The organism is Bradyrhizobium sp. URHA0013, assembly GCF_000518345.1.
In the GTDB taxonomy this organism is placed as follows: domain Bacteria; phylum Pseudomonadota; class Alphaproteobacteria; order Rhizobiales; family Xanthobacteraceae; genus Bradyrhizobium.
Window position 1 is genome coordinate 733,858 of sequence record NZ_JADK01000003.1, and the last position, 21,806, is coordinate 755,663.

At 65.1% G+C, this 21,806-nt stretch carries 19 protein-coding genes; 14 read left to right on the forward strand and 5 right to left on the reverse strand.

Annotation, left to right across the window (positions count from 1 at the left end; genetic code table 11):
- Window positions 1-75 precede the first annotated feature (75 nt).
- The 9 genes from N551_RS0103700 (at window position 76) to N551_RS0103740 (ending at window position 7,563) form a co-directional block, all read left to right on the forward strand.
- Window positions 76-921 carry a transporter substrate-binding domain-containing protein gene (locus tag N551_RS0103700; RefSeq protein ID WP_027565802.1) on the forward strand — a complete coding sequence of 282 codons (846 nt, stop codon included), beginning with the start codon at window positions 76-78 and terminating at the stop codon, window positions 919-921.
- Window positions 922-1,046: 125 nt separating this feature from the next.
- On the forward strand, window positions 1,047-1,709 hold the full coding sequence (locus N551_RS0103705; RefSeq protein ID WP_027565803.1) for an amino acid ABC transporter permease: 663 nt from the start codon (window positions 1,047-1,049) through the stop codon (window positions 1,707-1,709).
- Window positions 1,706-2,524, forward strand: a complete 819-nt coding sequence (locus N551_RS0103710; RefSeq protein ID WP_027565804.1) for an amino acid ABC transporter ATP-binding protein — start codon at window positions 1,706-1,708, stop codon at window positions 2,522-2,524. Before N551_RS0103705 ends, N551_RS0103710 begins: the two co-directional genes overlap by 4 nt.
- Entirely contained in the window at window positions 2,524-3,279 is a 756-nt protein-coding gene (locus N551_RS0103715; protein ID WP_027565805.1) for an SDR family NAD(P)-dependent oxidoreductase, read from the forward strand. Before N551_RS0103710 ends, N551_RS0103715 begins: the two co-directional genes overlap by 1 nt.
- A complete protein-coding gene (locus tag N551_RS0103720; RefSeq protein WP_027565806.1) occupies window positions 3,276-4,403 on the forward strand; it encodes a muconate cycloisomerase family protein in 1,128 nt (375 codons plus the stop codon). The genes N551_RS0103715 and N551_RS0103720 overlap by 4 nt, the downstream gene beginning before the upstream one ends.
- Window positions 4,404-4,656: 253 nt before the next feature.
- Window positions 4,657-5,076 (forward strand): HIT domain-containing protein, encoded by a 420-nt coding sequence (locus tag N551_RS0103725; RefSeq protein ID WP_027565807.1) that lies wholly within the window; start codon window positions 4,657-4,659, stop codon window positions 5,074-5,076.
- A gap of 11 nt (window positions 5,077-5,087) precedes the next feature.
- Window positions 5,088-6,026: an NAD(+) diphosphatase gene (nudC, locus tag N551_RS0103730; RefSeq protein WP_027565808.1), complete on the forward strand. Its 939-nt coding sequence runs from the start codon at window positions 5,088-5,090 to the stop codon at window positions 6,024-6,026.
- Window positions 6,027-6,032: 6 nt separating this feature from the next.
- On the forward strand, window positions 6,033-6,986 hold the full coding sequence (locus tag N551_RS0103735) for a sugar kinase (RefSeq protein WP_027565809.1): 954 nt from the start codon (window positions 6,033-6,035) through the stop codon (window positions 6,984-6,986).
- A 67-nt stretch (window positions 6,987-7,053) separates the two neighbouring features.
- Entirely contained in the window at window positions 7,054-7,563 is a 510-nt protein-coding gene (locus tag N551_RS0103740) for an Lrp/AsnC family transcriptional regulator (protein ID WP_027565810.1), read from the forward strand.
- A gap of 144 nt (window positions 7,564-7,707) precedes the next feature.
- On the opposite strand, the gene N551_RS0103745 is transcribed toward N551_RS0103740, so the two are convergent.
- The 4 genes from N551_RS0103745 to N551_RS0103760 all read right to left on the reverse strand — a co-directional run bounded on the left by N551_RS0103745 (window position 7,708) and on the right by N551_RS0103760 (window position 13,949).
- Window positions 7,708-9,207, reverse strand: a complete 1,500-nt coding sequence (locus N551_RS0103745; protein WP_027565811.1) for a phosphomannomutase/phosphoglucomutase — start codon at window positions 9,205-9,207, stop codon at window positions 7,708-7,710.
- Window positions 9,208-9,396: 189 nt separating this feature from the next.
- A complete protein-coding gene (locus N551_RS0103750; RefSeq protein WP_027565812.1) occupies window positions 9,397-9,906 on the reverse strand; it encodes a TIGR02281 family clan AA aspartic protease in 510 nt (169 codons plus the stop codon).
- Between the two features lie 125 nt (window positions 9,907-10,031).
- Window positions 10,032-12,509, reverse strand: coding sequence for an ATP-dependent helicase HrpB (gene hrpB, locus N551_RS0103755; RefSeq protein WP_027565813.1), 2,478 nt, complete (start codon window positions 12,507-12,509; stop codon window positions 10,032-10,034).
- A 123-nt stretch (window positions 12,510-12,632) separates the two neighbouring features.
- Window positions 12,633-13,949: a UDP-glucose/GDP-mannose dehydrogenase family protein gene (locus N551_RS0103760; RefSeq protein ID WP_027565814.1), complete on the reverse strand. Its 1,317-nt coding sequence runs from the start codon at window positions 13,947-13,949 to the stop codon at window positions 12,633-12,635.
- A gap of 193 nt (window positions 13,950-14,142) precedes the next feature.
- On the opposite strand from N551_RS0103760, the gene N551_RS0103770 reads away from it, so the two are divergent.
- The 3 genes from N551_RS0103770 (at window position 14,143) to N551_RS0103780 (ending at window position 19,320) form a co-directional block, all read left to right on the forward strand.
- Complete coding sequence (locus N551_RS0103770) at window positions 14,143-15,210, forward strand: acyltransferase family protein (RefSeq protein WP_027565815.1); 1,068 nt, start codon at window positions 14,143-14,145, stop codon at window positions 15,208-15,210.
- Between the two features lie 209 nt (window positions 15,211-15,419).
- Complete coding sequence (polA, locus tag N551_RS0103775; protein ID WP_027565816.1) at window positions 15,420-18,500, forward strand: DNA polymerase I; 3,081 nt, start codon at window positions 15,420-15,422, stop codon at window positions 18,498-18,500.
- A 184-nt stretch (window positions 18,501-18,684) separates the two neighbouring features.
- Window positions 18,685-19,320 (forward strand): LysE family translocator, encoded by a 636-nt coding sequence (locus N551_RS0103780; protein WP_027565817.1) that lies wholly within the window; start codon window positions 18,685-18,687, stop codon window positions 19,318-19,320.
- A gap of 46 nt (window positions 19,321-19,366) precedes the next feature.
- Here N551_RS0103780 and N551_RS0103785 read toward each other — a convergent pair whose 3' ends face one another.
- The gene (locus N551_RS0103785) at window positions 19,367-19,993 is read right to left on the reverse strand and encodes a glutathione S-transferase family protein (protein WP_027565818.1); all 627 of its coding nucleotides are present in this window, start codon (window positions 19,991-19,993) and stop codon (window positions 19,367-19,369) included.
- Between the two features lie 174 nt (window positions 19,994-20,167).
- Between N551_RS0103785 and pyrE the strand changes: the two genes are divergently transcribed.
- Together pyrE and N551_RS0103795 are read left to right on the forward strand one after the other, a co-directional pair.
- Window positions 20,168-20,731 (forward strand): orotate phosphoribosyltransferase, encoded by a 564-nt coding sequence (pyrE, locus tag N551_RS0103790; RefSeq protein ID WP_027565819.1) that lies wholly within the window; start codon window positions 20,168-20,170, stop codon window positions 20,729-20,731.
- 268 nt (window positions 20,732-20,999) lie between these two features.
- The gene (locus N551_RS0103795; RefSeq protein WP_081747798.1) at window positions 21,000-21,776 is read left to right on the forward strand and encodes a DUF2865 domain-containing protein; all 777 of its coding nucleotides are present in this window, start codon (window positions 21,000-21,002) and stop codon (window positions 21,774-21,776) included.
- The last annotated feature ends 30 nt before the right edge of the window (window positions 21,777-21,806 follow it).

Sequence of the window (21,806 nt, forward strand, 5' to 3'; positions counted from 1 at the left end):
TGTGCTTTCACTGCCGGAGGCGCCTTGGTAAGAACGCTGCCGGAACTCCTTCCAACAGAAAAGCGATTGATCCCAATGGTTACACGTCGTGATGTTGCATCGATTGTCGGACTTGGCGCGATTGGCGCGGCGACGCTGGCCTCCCCGGCCGTGGCGCAGACCGCCGATACCAACGAATCGACCTTCGCCCGCATCCGCCGCACCAAGAAGATGCGGATCGGCGCGGTCGGCGGCGGCGCACCCTATTACATGAAGGATCTTTCGACCGGCCAGTGGAAGGGATTTTACGTCGACATCGCCAAGGCGCTTGCCGAGGACATGGAGGCCGAGCTCGACATCACCGAGACCACTTGGGGCAATTCGGTGCTCGACCTGCAGTCCAACAAGATCGACATCTTCTTCGGCCTCAACCCGACCCCGAAGCGCGCGCTGGTGGTCGACTTCTCGGTGCCGGTCTTCAACAACGCCTTCGGCATCCTCTGCAAGAAGGACTTCAAGCCGAAGAGCTGGGCCGAGTTGAACTCGCCCGACGTCAAGATCGCGGTCGACCAGGGCTCCTCGCACGACCAGGTCGTCAGCCGCCTGACGCCGAAGGCGCAGATCTCGCGGCTGAAGACCGCCGACGACGCCACCGCCGCGCTGCAGACCGGCCGCGTCGACGCGCAGTGCCTGATCACCATGCTGTCGCTGACCGTGCTGAAGAAGAATCCCTCGCTCGGCCAGTTCGTGCTGCCGACGCCAATCTTCGCCACCACCTCGAACGCCGGCTTCCGCCGCGAGACCGACAAGACCTGGCGCGACTACGTCAACACCTGGATCGACTTCAACAAGGGCCTCGGCTTCATCCGCAACGCGATCATCACCAACATGGAGCTGGTGGGCGTGACCGAGGCGGACATCCCGCCGGGCGTGTCGTTGTAGTCTTCCACTGTCATTCCGGGCGCCCGAAGGGCGAACCCGGAATCTCGAGGTTCCGGGTTCGATGCTTCTGCATCGCCCCGGAACGACAATGCCGGCGGTCAAGCCGTACGACGAGTGACACACGCATGTATCAGTGGGACTTCGGCATCCTCTGGAGCTATCGCTGGCTCTTTCTCAACGGGCTCGGCGTCACCGTCGGCTTCACATTGGTCATCGTGGTGCTCGGGCTCGTCTTCGGCCTGTTCGGCGCGTTCGGCACCCTGTCGCGCTTTCGCGCGGTGCGCCTGATCGCGCTCACCTTCATCGAGGCGTTCCGCTGCACGCCGATCCTGGTGCAGCTGATCTGGTTCTATTACGCGCTGCCGATCCTGGCCGGTGTCGAGATGACGCCGATCACCGCCTCGGCGCTCGCGCTGTCGCTCTATGGCGGCTCGTTCTATTCGGAGATCATCCGCGGCGGCATCATTTCGATCGACCGCGGCCAGTCCGAAGCCGGCGCCGCGCTCGGCATGACGCCGGGACAGAGCATGCGGCGCATCGTGCTGCCGCAGGCGATCAAGCGCATGATCCCGGCGCTGATGAACCAGTCGATCATCCAGTTCAAGAACACCTCGCTGGTCTCGGTGCTGGCGGTGCCTGATCTGGTCTATCAGAGCCAGGTCGCCGCCCATGACAGCTACCGTCCGCTGGAAACCTACACCGCCGTCGCGGTCGCGTATGCGGCCATACTGATTCCCCTGACCATCATGGTCCGGCGCGGCGAGAAGCGACTGGCGGTCGGCGAATGAGCGAGACTTCCAAGGACGCTTCCAAGAACACCTCCAAGATCGAGATCCGTGGCTTGCGCAAAAGCTTTGGCAGCAACGAGGTTTTGAAGAGCATCAGCCTGGACGTCGCCAAGGGCGGTGTCGTGGCGCTGATCGGCCCGTCCGGCTCCGGCAAGTCGACGCTGCTCCGCTGCATCAACCTCCTGGTGGCGCCCGACGGCGGCAGCGTTCGCGTCGGCGACACGCGCTTTGCTTTCGGAGAAGGCACAAAGCTGCCTGACGTGAAGACGCAGGCCAAATTCCGCGCCACCACCGGCATGGTGTTTCAGCATTTCAATCTGTTCCCGCACATGACGACGCTCCAGAACGTGATGGAGGGACCGGTCACCGTGCGGCGCATGGTGAGGGCTGACGCGGAGAAGCTGGCGCGGGCCCAACTCGCGAAAGTGGGCCTTGCAGAGAAGGCCGACCAGTATCCGGCAACGCTCTCCGGCGGACAGAAGCAGCGCGTCGCGATTGCGCGGGCGCTCGCGATGGAGCCGGACGTGATGCTGTTCGACGAGGCCACCTCCGCGCTCGATCCCGAGCTTGTCGGCGAGGTGCTCGCCGTGATTCAGCAGCTGGCGTCGGAGGGCATGACCATGGTGATCGTGACCCACGAGATCGCCTTTGCCCGCGAAGTCGCCGACCGTCTGATCTTCATGCGCGACGGCGTCGTGGTCGAGGAAGGACCGGCGCGGCAGGTCATCGATCATCCGCAGGAAGCCGCGACGCGCGCCTTCCTCAGCCATTTCCACCGAACCGGCGCATTGCCGCCGGCCAACGCAGCATCGTGATGTCCGAAATCAATCGCGTCTATCTCATCACCGGCGCCGCCAGCGGCATCGGCCGCGCCACTGCAAAACTGCTCGCGGGGCCCGGCACCGCGCTGCTGCTGCACACGCGCTCCAACGCAGCCGGCCTCGACGCCACCGCGGCGGAAGCCGAAGCGCAAGGCGCGATCGTCGCGAAATGCCTCGGCGACCTCGCCGAGGAGGCCGCGGTCACCGACGCCGTCGCCGCTACACAAAGCGCCTTCGGCCGACTCGATGGATTGATCCTGGTCGGCGGCCATGCCCGCCGCGGCAGCGCGATCGGTACGCCGACGGATCAGTTCCGCAAGGCGATGGACGAATCGGCGCTGGCGTTCACACGGTTGGTGGACGCGGCGCTCCCGCTGCTCCGTGCGGGGCAGGATTCGCGGATAGTGGCAGTGTCGTCGTTCGTTGCGCACGCGATCCGGCCAGAGTTCGCGCCCTTCGCAGCGACGGCCGCGAGCCGCGCCGCGCTCGAAGCGCTGGTGCGCCTCACCGCAGTCGAACTCGCCAAGGAGGGCATCACCGTCAACGCCGTCGCGCCGGGCCTCATCGTCAAGGACAGACCCAGCGAAAGCCGGCTGTCACCTGAGCAGATCGCCGCGACCGAGGCGCTGATCCCGATGGGTCGCCGCGGGCGGCCGGAAGAGGTCGCCGAGATCATCGCTTTCCTGGCCTCCCCGAAAGCATCCTACGTCACCGGCCAAGTCTGGCACGTCAATGGAGGCCTGACATGACCGAAGCAACCGTCGAACGCATCAGGCTGTTCCTGATCGAAAGCCCGATCAAGATGGCGCGCCTGCAAGGCGTCGGCAATGTCAAGGGCACGGTGAAGCGCGTGCTGCTCGAACTGACGTCGAGCGACGGCGTGATCGGCTGGGGCGAGGCGGCACCGTGGGAAGTGTTCACGGGAACGCCGGAAGCGGCCTTCTCCGCGCTCGACATCTATTTGCGGCCAATCGTGCTCGGCAAACCGGTGCGTCGCATCCGCGCGCTGATGGCCGAGCTCGATCGCGCGCTGGTCGGACATGCCGAAGCCAAGGTCGCGATCGAAATGGCGCTGCTCGACATCGTCGGCAAGTCGTCGGGATTGTCGGTCGCCGACCTGCTCGGCGGCCGCGTGCGCGACACGATCCCGCTGTCGTTCTCGATCGCCGATCCCGATTTCGCCGCCGATCTCGAACGCATGCGGAAGATGATTCCGGACGGCAATGTCATCTACAAGGTCAAGACCGGCGTGAAGCCGCATCGCGAGGACCTCGATCATCTCGCGGCGATCCGCAAGGAGTTCGGCGACAAGGTCGACCTTCGCGTCGACTACAACCAGGCGCTGGCGCCGTTCGGCGCCATCAAGATCCTGCGCGACGTCGAGCAGTTCGCGCCGACTTTCATCGAGCAGCCGGTGCCGCGCAAATTTCTCGACGTGATGGCGCAGCTCACCGCGGCGCTGGAAACGCCGGTGCTCGCGGACGAAAGCTGCTTCGACCGCCGCGACATGATGGAGGTGGTGCGCCGCGAGGCGGCAGATGCCGTCTCGATCAAGCTGATGAAGGCCGGCGGCCTATTCGAGGCGCAGGCGATCATGGCGATCGCCGACATCGCCGGCCTGCCGGGCTATGGCGGCACGCTGTGGGAGGGCGGCATCGGGCTCGCCGCCGGGACGCAGCTGATCGCGGCGACGCCGGGAATCTCGCTCGGCTGCGAATTCTACATGCCGCACCACGTGCTGACCGAGGACGTGCTGGAAGAGCGCGTCGCCAATCGCGGCGGCCACGTCGTGGTGCCGGACGGCCCCGGCCTCGGCATTCGCGTCAGCGAAGCCTCGGTCCGCGCCAATGCGCGCATGCTTGCGGAGGGGTAAGACGTCGCCACACATTCGCTGTCGTCCCGGCGAAGGCCGGGACCCATAACCACAGGGGGATGTTTTGTGAAGATTGGTCGTTCGGGATTAGCACCAACCGCAAACGATAGACCTCGCGGTATGGGTCCCGGCCTTCACCGGGACGACAAGGGTGCATGCGGCCCCTGCGGAGGCTCATCCTTCCCCAATCAAACTCCGTATCGTATGGTCCGGCCAAACGCGCCCGACCCCATCGGGCAATCTGGATACGCATATGTCCGAACCCGCCTGGTCGCTGCACTCCCGTCTGAAAGAGGACACCATCGACATCGGCGATTTGCCGCTGTCCAAGGTATTGGTCATCAAGGACGCGCATTATCCGTGGCTGCTGCTGGTGCCGCGACGCGCGGATGCGGTCGAGATCATCGATCTCGACGAGGTGCAGCAGGCGCAATTGATGACGGAGATCTCCCGCGTCTCGCGTGCGCTGAAGGAGATCACCAGATGCGACAAACTCAACATCGCGGCACTCGGCAACCTCGTGCCGCAGCTTCACGTGCACATCATCGCGCGCCGCACCAGTGACGCCGCCTGGCCGCGGCCGGTCTGGGGCGTGATGCAGCCCTTGGCGCACGACGCCACAGAGGTGCAGACTTTCATCAGCGCGCTTCGCCGCAAAATCTGGTTGGGTTGAAAGAACAAGACATGTCAGCATTCGACTCGTTTCCGCTGGGGCAGCCGGCCTTCGTCACCAACATTCTCGACCGTGCCGCGCATCTGCGCCGCGATGACGAAAAGCTGTTCGCGCTGGAGCAGAAGCCGGCCTCGCGCGCCTATGTGGTCTACCGCGACTCGCTGCTGGTGAAGCGCGAGGGCGAAAAAGTGCGCGCGCTGCTCGGAATCGACGAGGCGCTGAAATGCGGCGCCAATCCCGGCACGATCTTCTTAGGCTTGCGCGACGGCGCCGCGATATTCGGGATGGGCCTGTCGCAGGCCGCGTCCGAGAAGCTGATCGGGCGTGAAGACTACGCCCTCAGTGAGCTGCGCGGCATGGCGATGCAGGGCGCGGTGCCGCCGCAGGAGCTGTCGGCGATCGCGATGGCGAAGTCGATGGTGAGCTGGCATCAGCGCCACGGCTATTGCGCCAATTGCGGCACGCGTACCGGGATGAAGGAAGGCGGCTGGAAGCGGGAGTGCCCCAGTTGCAAGGCCGAGCATTTCCCGCGCACCGACCCTGTCGTGATCATGCACGTCGCCGCCGGCGACAAATGCCTGCTCGGCCGCCAGAAGCAGTTTCCGCCGGGGATGTATTCGTGTCTCGCCGGCTTCGTCGAGGCGGCCGAAACCATCGAGGACGCGGTGCGCCGCGAGATCCTCGAAGAATCCGGGATTCGCTGCACCGACGTACAATATTATATGACCCAGCCCTGGCCCTATCCGTCGTCGCTGATGATCGGCTGCAGCGCGCGGGCCGTGAGCGAGGACATCGTCGTCGATCACTCCGAGCTGGAGGATGCGCGCTGGTTCACGCGTGAGGAGGCCGCTCTGATGCTGACGCGAACGCATCCCGACGGGCTCGCCGGCCCGCACCCGTTTGCGATTGCGCATCACCTGCTCGGCCGCTGGGTGCACGACAAGAGCTGACCGCCGATGGCGCACTCTGTGATCGCGCCGCGCATCCTCTGCATCGGCATTCCCGTGCGCGACCTGACCTTTCGTGTCGAGGCCGTGCCCGCGCGCGGCAGCAAGGCGAATGCCAGCCATCTCGCGGAGATCTGCGGCGGCAATGCGCTCAATGCCGCGATCGCCATCGCGCGGCTCGGCGGCCGCGTCTCGTTCGCAGGTCCGATGGGCGATGCGCAGGAGACGTCGAGCGGCTTCATTCTCGAGCGGATGGAAGCTGAGGCTATCGAGACCACGCACATCGTCCGCATGCCGGGGCTCAAGACGCCGGTGTCGGCGATCATGATCGAGCCCTCGGGCGAACGAACGCTCACCATCTATCGCGATCCCGCGTTATCCACCGTGCAGCTGCCGGACGCCGACAAGCTGCTCGCCGATTGTCAGGCGGTCCTCGTCGAGAGCCGCTGCGCATCGTTCTGCACGGATCTCTGCACTGAGGCACGCCGGCGCGGCATTGCCGTCATCGTCGGCGTCGATCGCGCGATGTCGTTGCAGGACGGCCTGCTCACGGCCGCCTCGCACCTGCTGTTCGCCAGCGAACAGGTGCAGGAGACCGCCGGCATCGCCGACGACGGCGAGGCGTTGCAGCGCCTGGCCGCGCTCACGCCCGCCTTCCTCGCCGCGACCCGCGGCCCGCGCGGCACGATCTGGCTGAACGAGAGCGGCGAACTGGAGCAGACGCCGGCCTTCCCGGTTCAGGCCGTCGATACGCTCGGCGCCGGCGACGTCTTCCATGGCGCCTTCACGCTTCGCCTCGCCGAAGGCGGCGGCGTGCGGCAGGCGCTGCAATTCGCCGCGGCCGCCGCGGCGCTGAAATGCACCCGCCACGGCGGTGGCCTGGCTGCCCCGCAACGTATTGAAGTCGAAGAGTTTTTGAACATGTCGCCGGCGGCGACGCTTGAGCGGATGCCGAGATTATAGACTTGCTATAGAAGGATTTTCTCTATATCAGGGAAATCGACCATCGATATGGAACAAAGTTCTTCAAATGACCGATCTCGCCATCCCGCTCCCCGAGACCAGCCGCCGCCTCGACGCCATCGACCGTAAGATTCTGATGGTGCTGCAGGATGATGCCTCCCTCTCCGTCGCCGAGATCGGCGACCGCGTCGGCCTGTCCTCGACCCCCTGCTGGAAGCGCATCCAGCGCCTGGAGGCCGACGGCGTGATCACCAAGCGGGTGGCGCTGGTCGACCAGAACAAGATCGGGCTCGGCATCTCCGTGTTCGTGTCGGTCGAGAGCTCCGACCATTCCGACGCCTGGCTCAAGAAGTTCGCCGACGCCGTCAGCGCCATGCCGGAGGTGATGGAGTTCTATCGCATGGCCGGCGACGTCGACTACATGCTGCGCGTCGTCGTCGCGGACATGCAGGCCTATGACGTGTTCTACAAAAAGCTGATCAGCGCTGTGCCGCTGAAGAACGTCACCTCGCGCTTCGCGATGGAGAAGATCAAGTCGGTCACCGCGCTGCCGATCCCGGCGGTGGTGGCGGCGTAGGGCTCACCACACGCAAACTGTCATCGCCCGGCTTGACCGGGCGATCCAGTATTCCAGAGACGACGATGGATACGGATAAGCCACGGCGTACTGGATGCCCCGGTCAAGCCGGGGCATGACAGCAAGTGAGGCTAGCCTCGCACCTCAGATCTTCTGATTGTACTCGCCAACTTCGGGATGGGTGCGCAGCACGCTGTTCACCATCTCGAACATGTCGTGCATGCGCTGCTCGGAGACCGGGCTTTCGACCACGACGACGAGCTCGGGCTTGTTGGAGGAGGCGCGCACCAGGCCCCAGCTGCCGTCCTCAACCGTGACGCGGACGCCGTTGACTGTGACGAGATCGCGGATCGACTGGCCGCCGATCTTGGCGCCCTTGGCCTGCAAGCCCTCGAAGTGCTTCACCACCTTGTCGATCACGCCGTATTTGACCTCGTCGGCGCAATGCGGCGACATGGTCGGCGACGACCAGGTCTTCGGCAGCGCGTTCTTGAGATCGGCCATCGACTTGCCGGGGGCGCGATCGAGCATGTCGCAGATCGCAAGCGCCGACACCAGACCGTCGTCATAGCCGCGTCCATACGGCTTGTTGAAGAAGAAGTGGCCGGACTTCTCGAAGCCGGCGAGCGCACCCGTCTCATGGGTGCGGCGCTTCATGTAGGAATGGCCGGTCTTCCAGTAGGTGGTTTTTGCACCCTGCTTCTGCAGTACCGGATCGGTGATGAACAGTCCGGTCGACTTCACGTCGACGATGAACTGCGCATCCTTGTGGATCGCGGACATGTCGCGCGCCAGCATCACGCCGACCTTGTCGGCAAAGATCTCCTCGCCGGTGTTGTCGACCACGCCGCAGCGATCGCCGTCACCGTCGAAGCCGAGACCCACATCGGCCTTGTGCTGCAGCACCGCGTCGCGGATCGCGTGCAGCATCTCCATGTCTTCAGGGTTCGGATTGTATTTCGGGAAGGTATGGTCGAGCTCGGTGTCGAGCGGGATCACCTCGCAGCCGATCGCTTCCAGCACCTGCGGCGCGAATGCGCCGGCGGTGCCGTTGCCGCAGGCCGCGACCACCTTGAGCTTGCGCTTGAGCTTCGGACGGCTGGTGAGATCGGCGATGTAGCGCGCCGGATAATTCTCGTGGAATTGATAGGAGCCGCCGGCCTTGTTCTTGAACTCGGCGCCCAGCACGATCTCCTTCAACCGCGTCATCTCGTCGGGGCCGAAGGTCAGCGGGCGGTTGGCGCCCATCTTCACGCCGGTCCAGCCATTGTCGTTGTGCGAGGCCGTAACCATGGCGCAGCAGGGCACGTCGAGGTCGAACTGGGCGAAATAGGCCATCGGCGTCACCGCCAGCCCGATGTCGTGCACCTTGCAGCCGGCTGCCATCAGGCCGGAGATCAGCGCATATTTGATCGAGGCCGAATAGCCGCGGAAATCATGACCGGTGACGATCTCCTGGCTGACGCCGAGCTCCGCGATCAGCGCGCCCAGCCCCATGCCGAGCGCCTGGATTCCCATCAGGTTGATTTCCTTCTGGAACAGCCAGCGCGCGTCGTATTCGCGAAAGCCCGTGGCCTTCACCATCGGCTCGGATTCGAAGGCATAGGTGTTGGGCAGCAACACGGATTTCGGCTTGGGGAACATTGAGACGGTCTCGTGAAAAAGAGCCAGATTTAATGCAGCCTTAGCGAATGCCGGGCCGCAGCGGAAGGCGGGAATGGCAGCTTATGGACGATAATTGCGGCAGTTTGGTAACGGGGAAATCTGGCCGCGAGAGCGGCCGGAATAGAGATTTACTTGAAATATGTGATCGCTGGAGCCATTGGGAGACCCTTACTGCTCCAGCACCATCTGACCGTTGGCGTATTCGAAGCGCTTGAGGCGGGAGAGGAAGGAGAGGCCGAGCAGGTTCTCGGACAGCGCCTCGTCGGGCAGCACCATGGCATCGACGTCGCGCACGATCAGGCCGCCGACATCGAGCATGGCGATGCGGGTGCGCGCGGCCTTGATGGTGCCGTTGGCGGTGGAGACGGTGGCGTTGTAATCGCCGCGCGAGGGACGCAGGCCGAAACGGGCGGCCGAGGTCTCGTTCAGCGCAACCACGGAGGCGCCGGTGTCGATCATGAAGCCGATGCGCTGACCTTCGATCCGGCCCTCGGTCTGGAAGTGGCCGCGGCCGTCGCGGGGGATGTTGAGGCTGCGGCCGCCGGCCGGCGCGGTGGACGCGACTGCTACCGTACGCGGCACCGACGTCGCCGAAGCGGAGCTCATCCTGTCCGCCATCTGCGCCATGAAGGTGCCGAGGCCGATCATGATCGCCGCGAAGATCATTATGTTACGCATCACACCACTCGAAGCCGAAGCTCGATTTCACCACGCGGCAGGCCACTCCGCGAGCGACGCTGCGGCCAGAGCTGTGCTATTTTGACGAAAAGGATGAGCAGACGGTTAATGCGTGTTCGTAACGCTCACGTCCCGCGCGGCTTGACCCGGCGGGTCGGCAGCGCATTCGCCGGATCTTCCGGCCAGGGATGGCGCGGGTAGCGGCCGCGCAAATCGGAGCGCACTGCACTGTAGCTGCCGCGCCAAAAACCGGGGAGATCGCGCGTCACCTGCACCGGGCGCTGCGCCGGTGACAGCAGCTCCAGCACCAGCGGCACCTTGCCGGCGGCGATCGAGGGATGGGTGTTGAGGCCGAACAATTCCTGGAGCCGCACCGCGATGGTCGGCCCCTGCTCGGCTTCATAGTCGATCGCGAGCACGCTGCCTGTCGGCGCCTCGAAATGCGTCGGCGCCTCGCGGTCGAGCCGCGCGCGCATCTCCCACGGCAACAACGCCATCAACGCGTCGGAGAGATCGCCGGCTGCGATATCCTTCAGCGCGATCTTGTCGTAGAGCGCCGGCACCAGCCAATCGTCGCGCCGCGCGATCAACCCATCGTCCGACAGATCTGGCCAGCTGTCGCCTTCGGCCTTGCGCAAAAACATCACGCGATCGCGCCATTGTTTGGCTAACTTCGACCAGGGCAGCCGGTCGAGGCCAGCGGCGATCAGCCCGTCTGCGAAGATGCGCGCAGTGTCCTCCGAGGGCGACACGGCAAGTGTCGCCTCCGAGAGCGTGATCGCGTGCAGCGCTCGCTTGCGCCGCGCCCGCAGCGCCATCGCGCCGCGATCGAACGAGATCTCCTCGACGGATTCGATATGCTCGGCGAAATGCTGCTCGATCTCGTCCTGCGAGATTTGCGCTGCGAGCAGAATGCGCCCGCTCGCCGCCGTGCCGATCATCTCGCCGATCGCGATATAGGGCGCGCGGGCGAGCGACGAGGTCTGATCCACGGCAGCGCCTCGACCGTTGGCGAGCACGAAGCTGCCATTGCCGCGGTTGCGCGCGACGCGATCCGGGAAGGCGTAGGCGAGCATCAGGCCGGTCGAGAGGTCACCTTCGCCGGTCGCCATCTTCTCTGACGCCGCCACCTGCGAGGCCCAGCGCCGCGCGAGGTCGCGCGCGCTTGCGGCTCGCGGGGAACGGTCGCGGCGGAACTGATCCCGCCGGTGCTCGAGATCGACACTGTCGCCGCCGAGCCCGCGCTCGGTGATGATGGCGGCGATCTCGGCGGCGGCTTCGCCCTCGCCGGCACGATGCGAATCCACGATCATGCGCGCGAGCCGCGGCGGCAGCGCCAACGCGCGCAGGCTCTTGCCTTCCGCGGTGATGCGGCCATCGCCATCGAGCGCATTGAGCTCGGCGAGCAGGCTTTTTGCTTCCTTCCAGGCCGGCTGCGGCGGCGGGTCGAGAAACGACAGCGCGGCAGGGTCGGCGACGCCCCATTGCGCGAGATCGAGCACCAGCGAGGACAGATCGGCGCTGAGGATCTCGGGCTGGGTGTAGGGCGCGAGCGAGGCTGTCTGAGGTTCGTCCCAGAGCCGGTAGCAGACACCGGGCTCGGTGCGGCCGGCGCGGCCGCGGCGCTGGTCCGCTGCCGCGCGCGAGACGCGCACGGTCTCGAGCCGGGTCAGGCCGATGTCGGGCTCGTAGCGCGGCACGCGGGCAAGACCGGAATCGACCACGATGCGCACGCCCTCGATGGTCAGCGAGGTCTCCGCGATCGAGGTCGCAAGCACCACCTTGCGCGTGCCTTTGGGCGCCGGCGAGATGGCACGGTCCTGCACGGCGGCGTCGAGCGCCCCGAACAGCGGCACGATTTCAATGCTGGAATCCTGTATGCGTTCGCCGAGGAGATTCTGGGTGCGACGGATTTCAGCGGCGCCCGGCAGGAACGCCAGCACCGAGCCGGCATCGGCCCGCAGCGCCGAGGCGATCGCATCCGCCATCTGCCGCTCGATCGGCGCGTCCGCCTTGCGGCCGAGATAGCGCGTCTCGACCGGAAAGGCGCGGCCCTCGCTTTCGACGACGGGCGCTTCGCCGAGCAATTTTGCCACGCGGGCGCCATCGAGCGTTGCCGACATCACGAGGATGCGCAAATCCTCGCGCAGGCCGGTTTGCGCATCGCGCGCGAGCGCGAGGCCCATGTCGGCATCGAGCGAACGCTCGTGGAATTCGTCGAACAGGACGGCGGCGATGCCCGACAGCTCGGGATCGTCGAGGATCTGGCGGGTGAAGATGCCCTCCGTCACCACCTCGATGCGGGTCGCGCGCGAGATCTTCGAGCCGAAGCGGACACGATAGCCGACGGTCTCGCCAGTGCGCTCGCCCAGCGATTTGGCCATGCGGTCGGCGCTGGCGCGCGCCGCGATGCGCCGCGGCTCCAGCACGATGATCTTCATGCCTTTGGCCCAGGGGGCATCGAGCAGCGCCAGTGGCACGCGCGTGGTTTTGCCGGCGCCCGGGGGCGCCACCAGCACGGCTGCATGATGCGCCTCCAGCGTGCGCGAGAGCTCGTCGAGCACGGCATCGATCGGGAGGGGCGTGTCGAAACTGCGGGGCAAAAGCTCGCTTCCGTCATCACGCGCGCATGCGGGTGATCCAGTAAACTCGAATCCCGGTTATTACGAAGATTGCGGATTACTGGATACCCCGCCTTCGCGGGGTATGACAATCATTTGCCGCTATCAGCCCTGCACCGATGGCCGTCCGACGCTCTCATATACGAAGCCAGCCGCAGCCATTTCTTCGGGGCGGTAGATGTTGCGGAGGTCGACGATGACGGGCTGCGCCATGGTCGCCTTCAGCCGATCGAGATCGAGCGCCCGGAACTGCACCCACTCGGTGACGATCACGATCGCATCGGCGCCTTCCGCGCAGGAATAGGCATCCTCGCAATAAGTGATGCTGGGCAGCTCACTCTTCGCCTGCTCCATGCCGACGGGATCGAAGGCCTTCACCTTCGCACCCATGTCGATCAGGCCGGTGATCAACGGGATCGACGGCGCGTCGCGCATGTCGTCGGTATCCGGCTTGAAGGTGAGGCCGAGCACCGCGATGGTCTTGTCGCGCAGCGAGCCGCCGAGCGCCTGGCTCACTTTTCGCGCCATCGCCCGCTTGCGGTTCTCGTTGACCGCCAGCACGGATTCGACGATGCGCAAGCTCACGTCGTAATCCTGCGCGATCTTGATCAGCGCCTTGGTGTCCTTCGGAAAGCACGAGCCACCGAAGCCCGGGCCGGCATGCAGGAATTTGGTGCCGATGCGGTTGTCCAGGCCAATGCCGCGCGCGACTTCCTGCACGTTGGCGCCGACCTTTTCGGAGAGGTCCGCGATCTCGTTGATGAAGGTGATCTTGGTCGCAAGGAAGGCGTTGGCGGCGTATTTGATCATCTCGGCGGTGCGGCGTTCCGTGAACATCAGCGGCGCCTGGTTCAGCGACAGCGGACGATAGATGTCGCTCATCACCTTGCGGCCGCGCTCGTCGGAAGTGCCGACGACGATGCGGTCGGGGAATTTGAAGTCGCGGATCGCCGCGCCCTCGCGCAGGAATTCGGGGTTCGAGGCGACGACGACGTCAACCTTGGGATTGGTCTCGCGGATGATGCGCTCGACCTCGTCGCCAGTGCCGACCGGTACGGTCGACTTGGTCACCACGACGGTGAAGCCGGACAGCGATTGCGCGATCTCTTTCGCGGCGGCGTAGACGTAGGAAAGATCAGCGTGGCCGTCGCCGCGGCGCGACGGCGTGCCGACCGCGATGAAGACGGCATCGGCATCCGCGACCGGCTTGGACAGGTCCGTTGTGAACTCCAGCCGCTTGGCCTTGACGTTGGTCGCCACCAGTTCGTCGAGCCCGGGCTCGTAGATCGGAATCTCGCCGCGATGAAGAGCCGCGATCTTCTTCTCGTCCTTGTCGACGCAGATGACGTCGTGACCGAAATCCGCAAAGCAGGCCCCGGACACCAGTCCCACATAGCCCGTGCCAATCATAGCAATGCGCATGAAAAACCCTGTTTGGCTTGGTTAACGAAACCGCAATTCCAAGGCGGTTTAGCATTTTCCCGTGGTGAGGGAACAGCCCGCGTGCAAAAAACGGCACGGCAATTGTATCGGTTAAGAAATCGTAAGCCGCAAGGCGCCAAACTGCTCCGCGTTCACACAGATCCTGGCGGAACACGCCTCGAAAAGAGACACCATGGCACCATCAGGCACAATCGCCGCGAGCGGGGGACTCAAGGCCCCGGATGCTGCGCGTGTCGATTGGATCGATTACGCCAAGGGCATCTGCATCGTCATGGTCGTGATGATGCATTCGGTGCTGGGGGTCGAGCTCGCCGCCGGTGAGACCGGCTTCATGCATGTTTTGGTGGCCTTCGCGAAACCGTTCCGGATGCCGGATTTCTTCCTGATTTCGGGCCTGTTCCTGCCACTGGTGATCGACCGGGATTGGCGAACCTATCTCGACCGCAAGGTGGTGCATTTCGCCTATTTCTATGTCGTCTGGGTGACAATCCAGTTCGGCTTCAAGGCCCCCGCATTCGCGGCGGAAACGAGCTGGCGCGACGCCGGCTTGCTCTATCTGGAATCCTTCGTCGAGCCGTTCGGCACGCTGTGGTTCATCTACCTCCTGCCGATCTTCTTCGTCATCACAAAATTGACACGGCGCATCCCGCCGCTCGCGATCTGGCTGATCGCGGCCGCACTGGAGACGGCTCGTGTCGCAACCGGCTGGACTGCGATCGACGAGATCTGCGCGCGTTTCGTCTATTTCTATTCGGGTTATCTGTTCGCGCCCTACGTGTTCGCGCTGTCGGACCGCGCGCGCAATCATCCTGCGTGGGCGCTGGCAGCGCTCGCGACCTGGACGCTGGTCAATGGCGGTCTGGTTATGCTCGGCGCCAGCGAGTGGAAATTCGTATCGCTCGTGCTCGGCTTCGCCGGCGCCTGCGCCATCATCACGATGGGCACGCTGCTCGCGCGCGTGCAATGGCTGAACGTCTTCCGCTTCTGCGGCGAGCATTCGATCGTGATCTATCTCGCCTTCTTCCTGCCGATGGCGGCGACACGAACGCTGCTCTTGCGCACGGGCATCATTCCCGACATCGGTGCGGTGTCGTTGATCGTGACCATCGCCGGCGTGATCGGCTCGCTCGCGGTCTGGCAGATCGCACTGCGCCTAGGTGGCAATTTCCTGTTCGAGCGGCCTGATGCGTTCTGGATCGCGCCGAAGAAAACAGGGCCGCGATTGCAGGCGGCGGAGTGATACTCTGCTGTCATCCCCGCGAAGGCGGGGATCCAGTATTCCAGAGGCAGCAGTCGTATACGGATAAGTCGCAGCGTACTGGATTCCCCGCCTTCGCGGGGAATGACAGCGGGGGATGCGGGAAATGACAGTGGGGATAGCGGCTCCAGCAAGCCAAAAATCCACCTCCCGAGGCTGTCAAATCCCGCAAAAATTCATACATTGCGGCCATGCCCAAGAGCTCCCCGAAGACCACCGCCCAAGCTGACACCAAGGCTGCCGCGCCCAAGGCCGCCGAAACCAAGCCCGCTGCCGCGACAGCTGCTGCCAAGCCCGTCGCCGCGAAGGCGGCCGGCAAGGGCGACCATGTCTTCCTGGTCGACGGTTCCGGCTACATCTTCCGCGCCTACCATGCGCTGCCGCCGATGAACCGCAAGTCCGACGGCTTGCAGGCCAATGCCGTGCTCGGCTTCTGCAACATGCTGTGGAAGCTTTTGCGGGAGATGCCGGAGGACAACCGGCCGACGCATCTGGCGATCATCTTCGACAAGTCGGAAATCACCTTCCGCAACAAGATCTATCCTGAGTACAAGGCACACCGGCAGCCGGCCCCGGACGATTTGATCCCGCAATTCGCGCTGATCCGCGAAGCGGTACGCGCCTTCGACCTGCCTTGCCTGGAACAAGTCGGCTTCGAGGCCGACGATCTGATTGCGACCTATGTGCGGCAAGCCTGCGAGCGCGGCGCGAGCGCGACGATCGTGTCCTCCGACAAGGACCTGATGCAGCTCGTCACCGATTGCGTCACCATGTACGACACCATGAAGGACCGCCGCATCGGCATCCCCGAGGTGATCGAGAAGTTTGGCGTGCCGCCGGAGAAGGTGGTGGAAGTGCAGGCCCTGGCCGGCGATTCCACCGACAACGTTCCTGGCGTGCCCGGCATCGGCATCAAGACTGCGGCGCAGCTGATCGTCGAATATGGCGATCTCGAGCAACTGCTATTCCGCGCCACCGAAATCAAACAGCCGAAGCGGCGCGAGGCGCTGATCGAGAACGCCGAGAAGGCGCGCATCTCGCGGCAGCTCGTATTGCTCGACGACAAGGTCGACCTCGACGTCCCGTTGGACGATCTCGCCGTCCACGAGCCCGATGCGCGCAAGCTGATCGCGTTCCTGAAGGCGATGGAATTTTCCACGCTGACGCGCCGCGTCGCCGAGTTCTCGCAGATTGATCCGGCCAACGTCGATGCCGATCCGGGCTATTCCAGCGGCGCCAGCGTCTTCTCGCCGCTGCCGCCTTCGGACGTCGTGCCGGCCCCGGGAACCGGCGCGCCGGCGCAAGTGCCAGTGGGCCAGCGCAATGCATCGGCGACCAAGGAGGACAAGGCCGCGAGCCCGAAGGGCGCGCCGATCTCTCTCGCCGCCGCGCGCGAAGAGGCTTTGCGGAAGCTCCCGGTCGACCGCAGCAAGTACCAGGCCGTCAAGACGCTCGCGGAACTGAACGCGTTCATCGCGCGCATCCATGATGCCAGCCATGTCGCGGTCGAGATCCGGGCAAACTCGATCGATCCGATGCAGGCCGATCTCTGCGGTATCGCGATGGCGCTGGCGCCGAACGAGGCCTGCTACGTGCCGCTGGCGCACAAGCAGTCCGGCGGCGGCGCCGGGCTGTTCGACGCGGGCCTCGCGCCCGACCAGGTCAAGCATGCCGAGGCGATCGAGGCGCTGCGGCCGGTACTGGAATCACCAGGCATTCTCAAGATCGGCTTCGACGTCAAATTCACCGCGGTGATGCTGGCGCAGCACGGCATCACATTGCGCAACACCGATGATGCCCAGCTGATCTCCTACGTGCTCGACGCCGGCCGCGGCTCGCATGCGCTGGAGCAGCTGTCCGAGCGCTGGTTCGGTCACGCCATGCTCAAGGAGAACGAGCTGCTCGGCAGCGGCAAGGGCAAGATCACGTTCGACCAGGTGCCGATCGACAAGGCCGCGGCGCTGTCGGCGGAAGGCGCCGACATCACCTTGCGCGTCTGGCGCGTGCTGAAGCCGCGCCTCGTCGCCGAGCACATGACCACGGTTTACGAGACGCTGGAACGGCCTCTGGTCTCGGTGCTCGCGCGCATGGAGCGGCGCGGCATCTCGATCGACCGCCAGGTGCTGTCGCGTCTCTCCGGCGACTTCGCCCAGACCGCGGCGCGCGTCGAGGCCGAGATCCAGCAGATCGCGGGCGAGCCCGTCAATGTCGGCAGCCCGAAGCAGATCGGCGACATCCTGTTCGGCAAGATGGGACTGTCCGGCGGCACCAAGACCAAGACCGGCGCGTGGTCCACCACCGCTCAGGTGCTCGACGAGCTCGCCGAGCAGGGCCACGACCTCCCGAAGAAAATTCTGGAGTGGCGCCAGGTCTCCAAGCTGAAATCGACCTACACCGACGCGCTGCCGACCTATGTGAATCCCCAGACTCACCGCGTCCACACGACCTACGCGCTCGCCGCGACCACGACGGGCCGGCTGTCGTCGAACGAGCCAAATCTGCAGAACATTCCGGTGCGCACCGAGGACGGCAGAAAAATCCGCCGCGCCTTCATCGCGACGCCGGGGCACAAGCTGGTCTCCGCCGACTACTCGCAGATCGAGCTGCGGCTGCTCGCCGAGATCGCCGACATTCCCGTGCTGCAGCAGGCGTTCCGCGACGGTCTCGACATTCACGCCATGACGGCATCGGAAATGTTCGGCGTGCCGATCAAGGGTATGCCGAGCGAAATCAGGCGCCGCGCCAAGGCGATCAATTTCGGCATCATCTACGGCATTTCGGCATTCGGCCTCGCCAACCAGCTCGGCATCGCGCGCGAAGAGGCCTCCGCCTACATCAAGAAATACTTCGAGCGCTTCCCCGGCATCCGCGCCTACATGGACGAGACGCGCGACTTTTGTCGGAGCCGCGGCTATGTCACGACGCTGTTCGGACGGAAGATGTACTATCCCGACATCAAGGCTTCGAACGCCTCGGTGCGCGCCTTCAACGAGCGCGCCGCGATCAACGCCCGGCTCCAGGGCACCGCCGCCGACATCATCCGCCGCGCCATGACGCGGATGGAGGCTGCACTGGCCGAGAAGAAGCTCTCGGCGCAGATGCTGCTCCAGGTACATGACGAACTGATCTTCGAGGTGCCGGACGCGGAGGTCGAGGCGACGCTGCCCGTCGTGCAGCACGTCATGCAGGACGCGCCGTTCCCGGCCGTGCTGCTCTCGGTGCCGCTGCATGTCGATGCACGCGCCGCCAACAATTGGGACGAGGCGCATTGAAGCTACGTCTTCGCTTCGCTCTTCCGAACTTACAGTGTCGTCCCGGCCTAGTGCGCAATTGCGCACTAGGCCGGGACGACGCTGGAGGGACACGCACAAGCTGAATTGTCCTCCGAGCAATTGCGCGATGGCGGCGCGATCGCCCGCACATTAGAATCGTGCCGTCTCCCGCACCGGTTCAGCCATGCCCCACACATCCGCCCTGCTCGGCTTCGCTCTCGTCTGCCTCGGCCTCGTGCTCACGCCCGGGCCGAACATGATCTACCTGATCTCGCGTTCGATCACGCAAGGGCCGGCGGCGGGCATCGTCTCGCTCGGCGGCGTGGCGCTCGGCTTCGTGTTCTACATGCTGTGCGCGGCGTTCGGCATCACGGCGCTGCTGCTCGCCGTTCCCTTTGCCTATGACGCGTTGCGCTTCGCCGGCGCCGGTTATTTGCTGTGGCTGGCCTGGCAGGCGGTAAAGCCGGGCGGTCGCTCGCCATTCCAGGTCAAGCAGCTTGCGATCGACAGCCCGCGCAAACTGTTCGCAATGGGGTTCGTCACCAATCTGCTCAACCCGAAGATCGCGATGCTTTACCTCGCGCTGCTGCCGCAGTTCATCGACCCCGCCGCCGGCAGCGTGCTGGCGCAGTCGGTGGTGCTCGGCGCGATCCAGATCGCGATCAGTGTCAGCGTGAATGCCATGATCGCGCTCGCGGCAGGATCGATCGCGCTGTTTCTCGCAAGCCGGCCAAGCTGGATGCTGGTCCAGCGCTGGCTGATGGGCACGGTGCTGGCCGGGCTTGCGGTGCGGATGGCGGTCGAGGCGCGGAAGGTGTGATTTTCACCTCTCCCCGTAAGAACGGGGAGAGGGAGAAGAGCCACCCTCAATCCAGCTTCGCCTCCATGCCCCGCTTCACCGCCGGACGGGCCATCAGGGCCTCGTACCAGCGCTTGACGTGGGGGAAGTCGGCCAGGTCAACCTTGTGGCGAGGGTGACGCCAGGCCCAGCCCAGGATGGCAAAATCGGCAACTGATAGCTCGCCGGCGACGAAATCGCGGGCCTCCAGCCGGCGGTCGAGGACGCCGTAGAGCCGTCGCGTCTCCGCCATGTAGCGCTTGAGGCCGTAGGCGCGCTCCTGCTCGTTCTCGAGCGCGATGAAATGGTGCACCTGGCCCGGCATCGGCCCGAAGCCGCCCATCTGCCACATCAGCCATTCATAGACGGGGATGCGGCCCGAAAGCGATTTCGGCAGGAATTTGCCGGTCTTTTCGCCGAGATACAGCAGGATCGCACCCGACTCGAAGATGCTGACGGGCTTGCCGTCCGGCCCCTCGGGGTCGAGGATCGCGGGAATCTTGTTGTTGGGCGAGAGCTTCAGGAACTCCGGCGCCATCTGTTCGCCCTTGCTGATATTCACCGGGATCACCTTGTAGGGCAGCCCCATTTCCTCCAGCGCAACCGAGATCTTGCGGCCGTTCGGCGTGTTCCAGGTGTGCAGCTCGATGGTCATTTGTCGCGTGTCCTTCCCGGGGATATCCGGCATCCACCTACTCCAGAACGTTGCACCCCCACAACCGACGGGCCGGGATGGCCGATCCCTGTTGACGGGGGAAGCCCCCTCTGGAATGTCGGGGCCGTCGCGGATAAATTCCGCCACCTCCAAAAACGCTCCCGAGGGCCCGCCGTGTCTAAATCAGCCTCCCGCGCCCGCCTGTTCGAGATCATCCGCCGGCGCTCCTTCGGCCGCGGCGAGGTGACGCTCGCGTCGGGCCGCAAGAGCGACTTCTACTTCAACCTCAAGCCGACCATGCTCGACCCGGAAGGTGCGACGCTGCTCGCCGAGCTGACCTATGAGGCGCTAAAGGACGACCAGCTCGACTTCATCGGCGGGCTCGAGATGGGCGCGGTGCCGCTGGCCGGCGCGCTGGCGCAGATATCCTGGATCAAGGGCCATCCCATCGCGGCCTTCTTCGTGCGCAAGAAGCCGAAGGAGCATGGCGCGAAGCTCGCGATCGAGGGGCTGCCCAGGGGCGAGACGCTGGAGGGCAAGCGCGTCGTGATCGTCGAGGATGTCACCACCACCGGCGGATCGGCGATGAAGGCGGTGGAGGCGGTGCGAGAGACCGGCGCTGAAGTGGTGCTGGTGCTGACCATGGTCGACCGCGAGGAAGGCGCCGACGACACCTTTGGCACGGCCGGCCTGCCATTCCGCTCGCTGTACAAGGCGTCGGAGTTTTTGAAGGCTTGAGGGGCTAAACTTTCTCCGCCGTCGTGCCCGGGCTTGACCCGGGCATCCACGTCTTTGCCGCACCAGAGATCGTGGATGGCCGGGACAAGCCCGGCCATGACGAGGTCCCCCCGTCCGGCGACACCGCTCCTCCCCCTCAACCGCTCATTTACCATCCCGCCTTATGGTGAATCATGTGCTGAGGCCTGAGGGTCCCGGCCGGTTGGGTTGCGTCGGGTGGAGTAAGCGTTTGCGTACAGTCATGTCCCATGCGCGCCGGAATCGCGCGATGCTCGTAGCCGCCACACTGGCAGCACCGCTGCTTGCGGCTCCGGCCCCGGTTTCGGCCGAAGGCCTGTTCGACTTCTTCTTCGGCGGAATGCAGCAGCAGCAGCGGCCGCAGCGTGAGGTGCCGCAGCAGGGGAGTTCCTACGCCGACCCCTTCACCGGCCAGCAGAATGCCGCATCCCCGCAATACGTGCCGCCGACACGTTCGGCCGCGGCCGGCGGCTCGGGACCGGCGTTCTGCGTGCGCAGCTGCGACGGAAAATATTTTCCGCTGATGCGCGGCCTCGTCTCGCCGGCGCAGATGTGTCAGGCCTTCTGTCCTGCGAGCGCCACCAAGATCTATTTCGGCTCCTCGATCGACGGTGCTGCCTCGCAGACCGGCGAGCGCTATGCCGATAGCGAGAATGCGTTCGCCTATCGCAAGGCGCTGCGCGCCGACTGCACCTGCAACGGTCGCGAGCCGGTCGGCCTCGCTCCGGTCGATCTGGCGCTGGATTCGTCGCTGAAGCCCGGCGACGTGATCGCCACCAGCGACGGTCTGGTTGCCTATACCGGCATCCGCGTCGGCACCGACCAGGCCGCGGACTTCACCCCGGTCGCCTCCTATCCCGGTCTCACCGCGCAGGTCCGCGCGCGGCTCGGCGAGATGAAGGTGGCGCCGGTGCGCGCCGAGACGGTGGCGGCGGATAGCCCGGCCGCGGAGATCGTGCGCGAGACGCTGCCTGAGGTGACGGTGCCGAAAACGCAGAAGCCGGCGAAGCGGGCGGGGCTGGAGTAGCCTCTCAGAAGCGCTGCGCTGCGTCCGGGG

Excerpts from the sequence above, each read along its gene's own strand:
- N551_RS0103715 (WP_027565805.1), top strand. The coding sequence starts at position 2,524 with ATGTCCGAAATCAATCGCGTCTATCTCATCACCGGCGCCGCCAGCGGC.
- N551_RS0103725 (WP_027565807.1), top strand. The coding sequence starts at position 4,657 with ATGTCCGAACCCGCCTGGTCGCTGCACTCCCGTCTGAAAGAGGACACC.
- nudC (WP_027565808.1), top strand. The coding sequence starts at position 5,088 with ATGTCAGCATTCGACTCGTTTCCGCTGGGGCAGCCGGCCTTCGTCACC.
- N551_RS0103780 (WP_027565817.1), top strand. The coding sequence starts at position 18,685 with ATGCCCCACACATCCGCCCTGCTCGGCTTCGCTCTCGTCTGCCTCGGC.
- N551_RS0103705 (WP_027565803.1), top strand. The coding sequence starts at position 1,047 with ATGTATCAGTGGGACTTCGGCATCCTCTGGAGCTATCGCTGGCTCTTT.
- N551_RS0103735 (WP_027565809.1), top strand. The coding sequence starts at position 6,033 with ATGGCGCACTCTGTGATCGCGCCGCGCATCCTCTGCATCGGCATTCCC.
- N551_RS0103710 (WP_027565804.1), top strand. The coding sequence starts at position 1,706 with ATGAGCGAGACTTCCAAGGACGCTTCCAAGAACACCTCCAAGATCGAG.
- polA (WP_027565816.1), top strand. The coding sequence starts at position 15,420 with ATGCCCAAGAGCTCCCCGAAGACCACCGCCCAAGCTGACACCAAGGCT.
- N551_RS0103785 (WP_027565818.1), bottom strand. The coding sequence starts at position 19,993 with ATGACCATCGAGCTGCACACCTGGAACACGCCGAACGGCCGCAAGATC.
- N551_RS0103795 (WP_081747798.1), top strand. The coding sequence starts at position 21,000 with ATGCTCGTAGCCGCCACACTGGCAGCACCGCTGCTTGCGGCTCCGGCC.
- N551_RS0103720 (WP_027565806.1), top strand. The coding sequence starts at position 3,276 with ATGACCGAAGCAACCGTCGAACGCATCAGGCTGTTCCTGATCGAAAGC.
- N551_RS0103700 (WP_027565802.1), top strand. The coding sequence starts at position 76 with ATGGTTACACGTCGTGATGTTGCATCGATTGTCGGACTTGGCGCGATT.
- N551_RS0103760 (WP_027565814.1), bottom strand. The coding sequence starts at position 13,949 with ATGCGCATTGCTATGATTGGCACGGGCTATGTGGGACTGGTGTCCGGG.
- N551_RS0103750 (WP_027565812.1), bottom strand. The coding sequence starts at position 9,906 with ATGCGTAACATAATGATCTTCGCGGCGATCATGATCGGCCTCGGCACC.
- N551_RS0103740 (WP_027565810.1), top strand. The coding sequence starts at position 7,054 with ATGACCGATCTCGCCATCCCGCTCCCCGAGACCAGCCGCCGCCTCGAC.
- N551_RS0103770 (WP_027565815.1), top strand. The coding sequence starts at position 14,143 with ATGGCACCATCAGGCACAATCGCCGCGAGCGGGGGACTCAAGGCCCCG.
- N551_RS0103745 (WP_027565811.1), bottom strand. The coding sequence starts at position 9,207 with ATGTTCCCCAAGCCGAAATCCGTGTTGCTGCCCAACACCTATGCCTTC.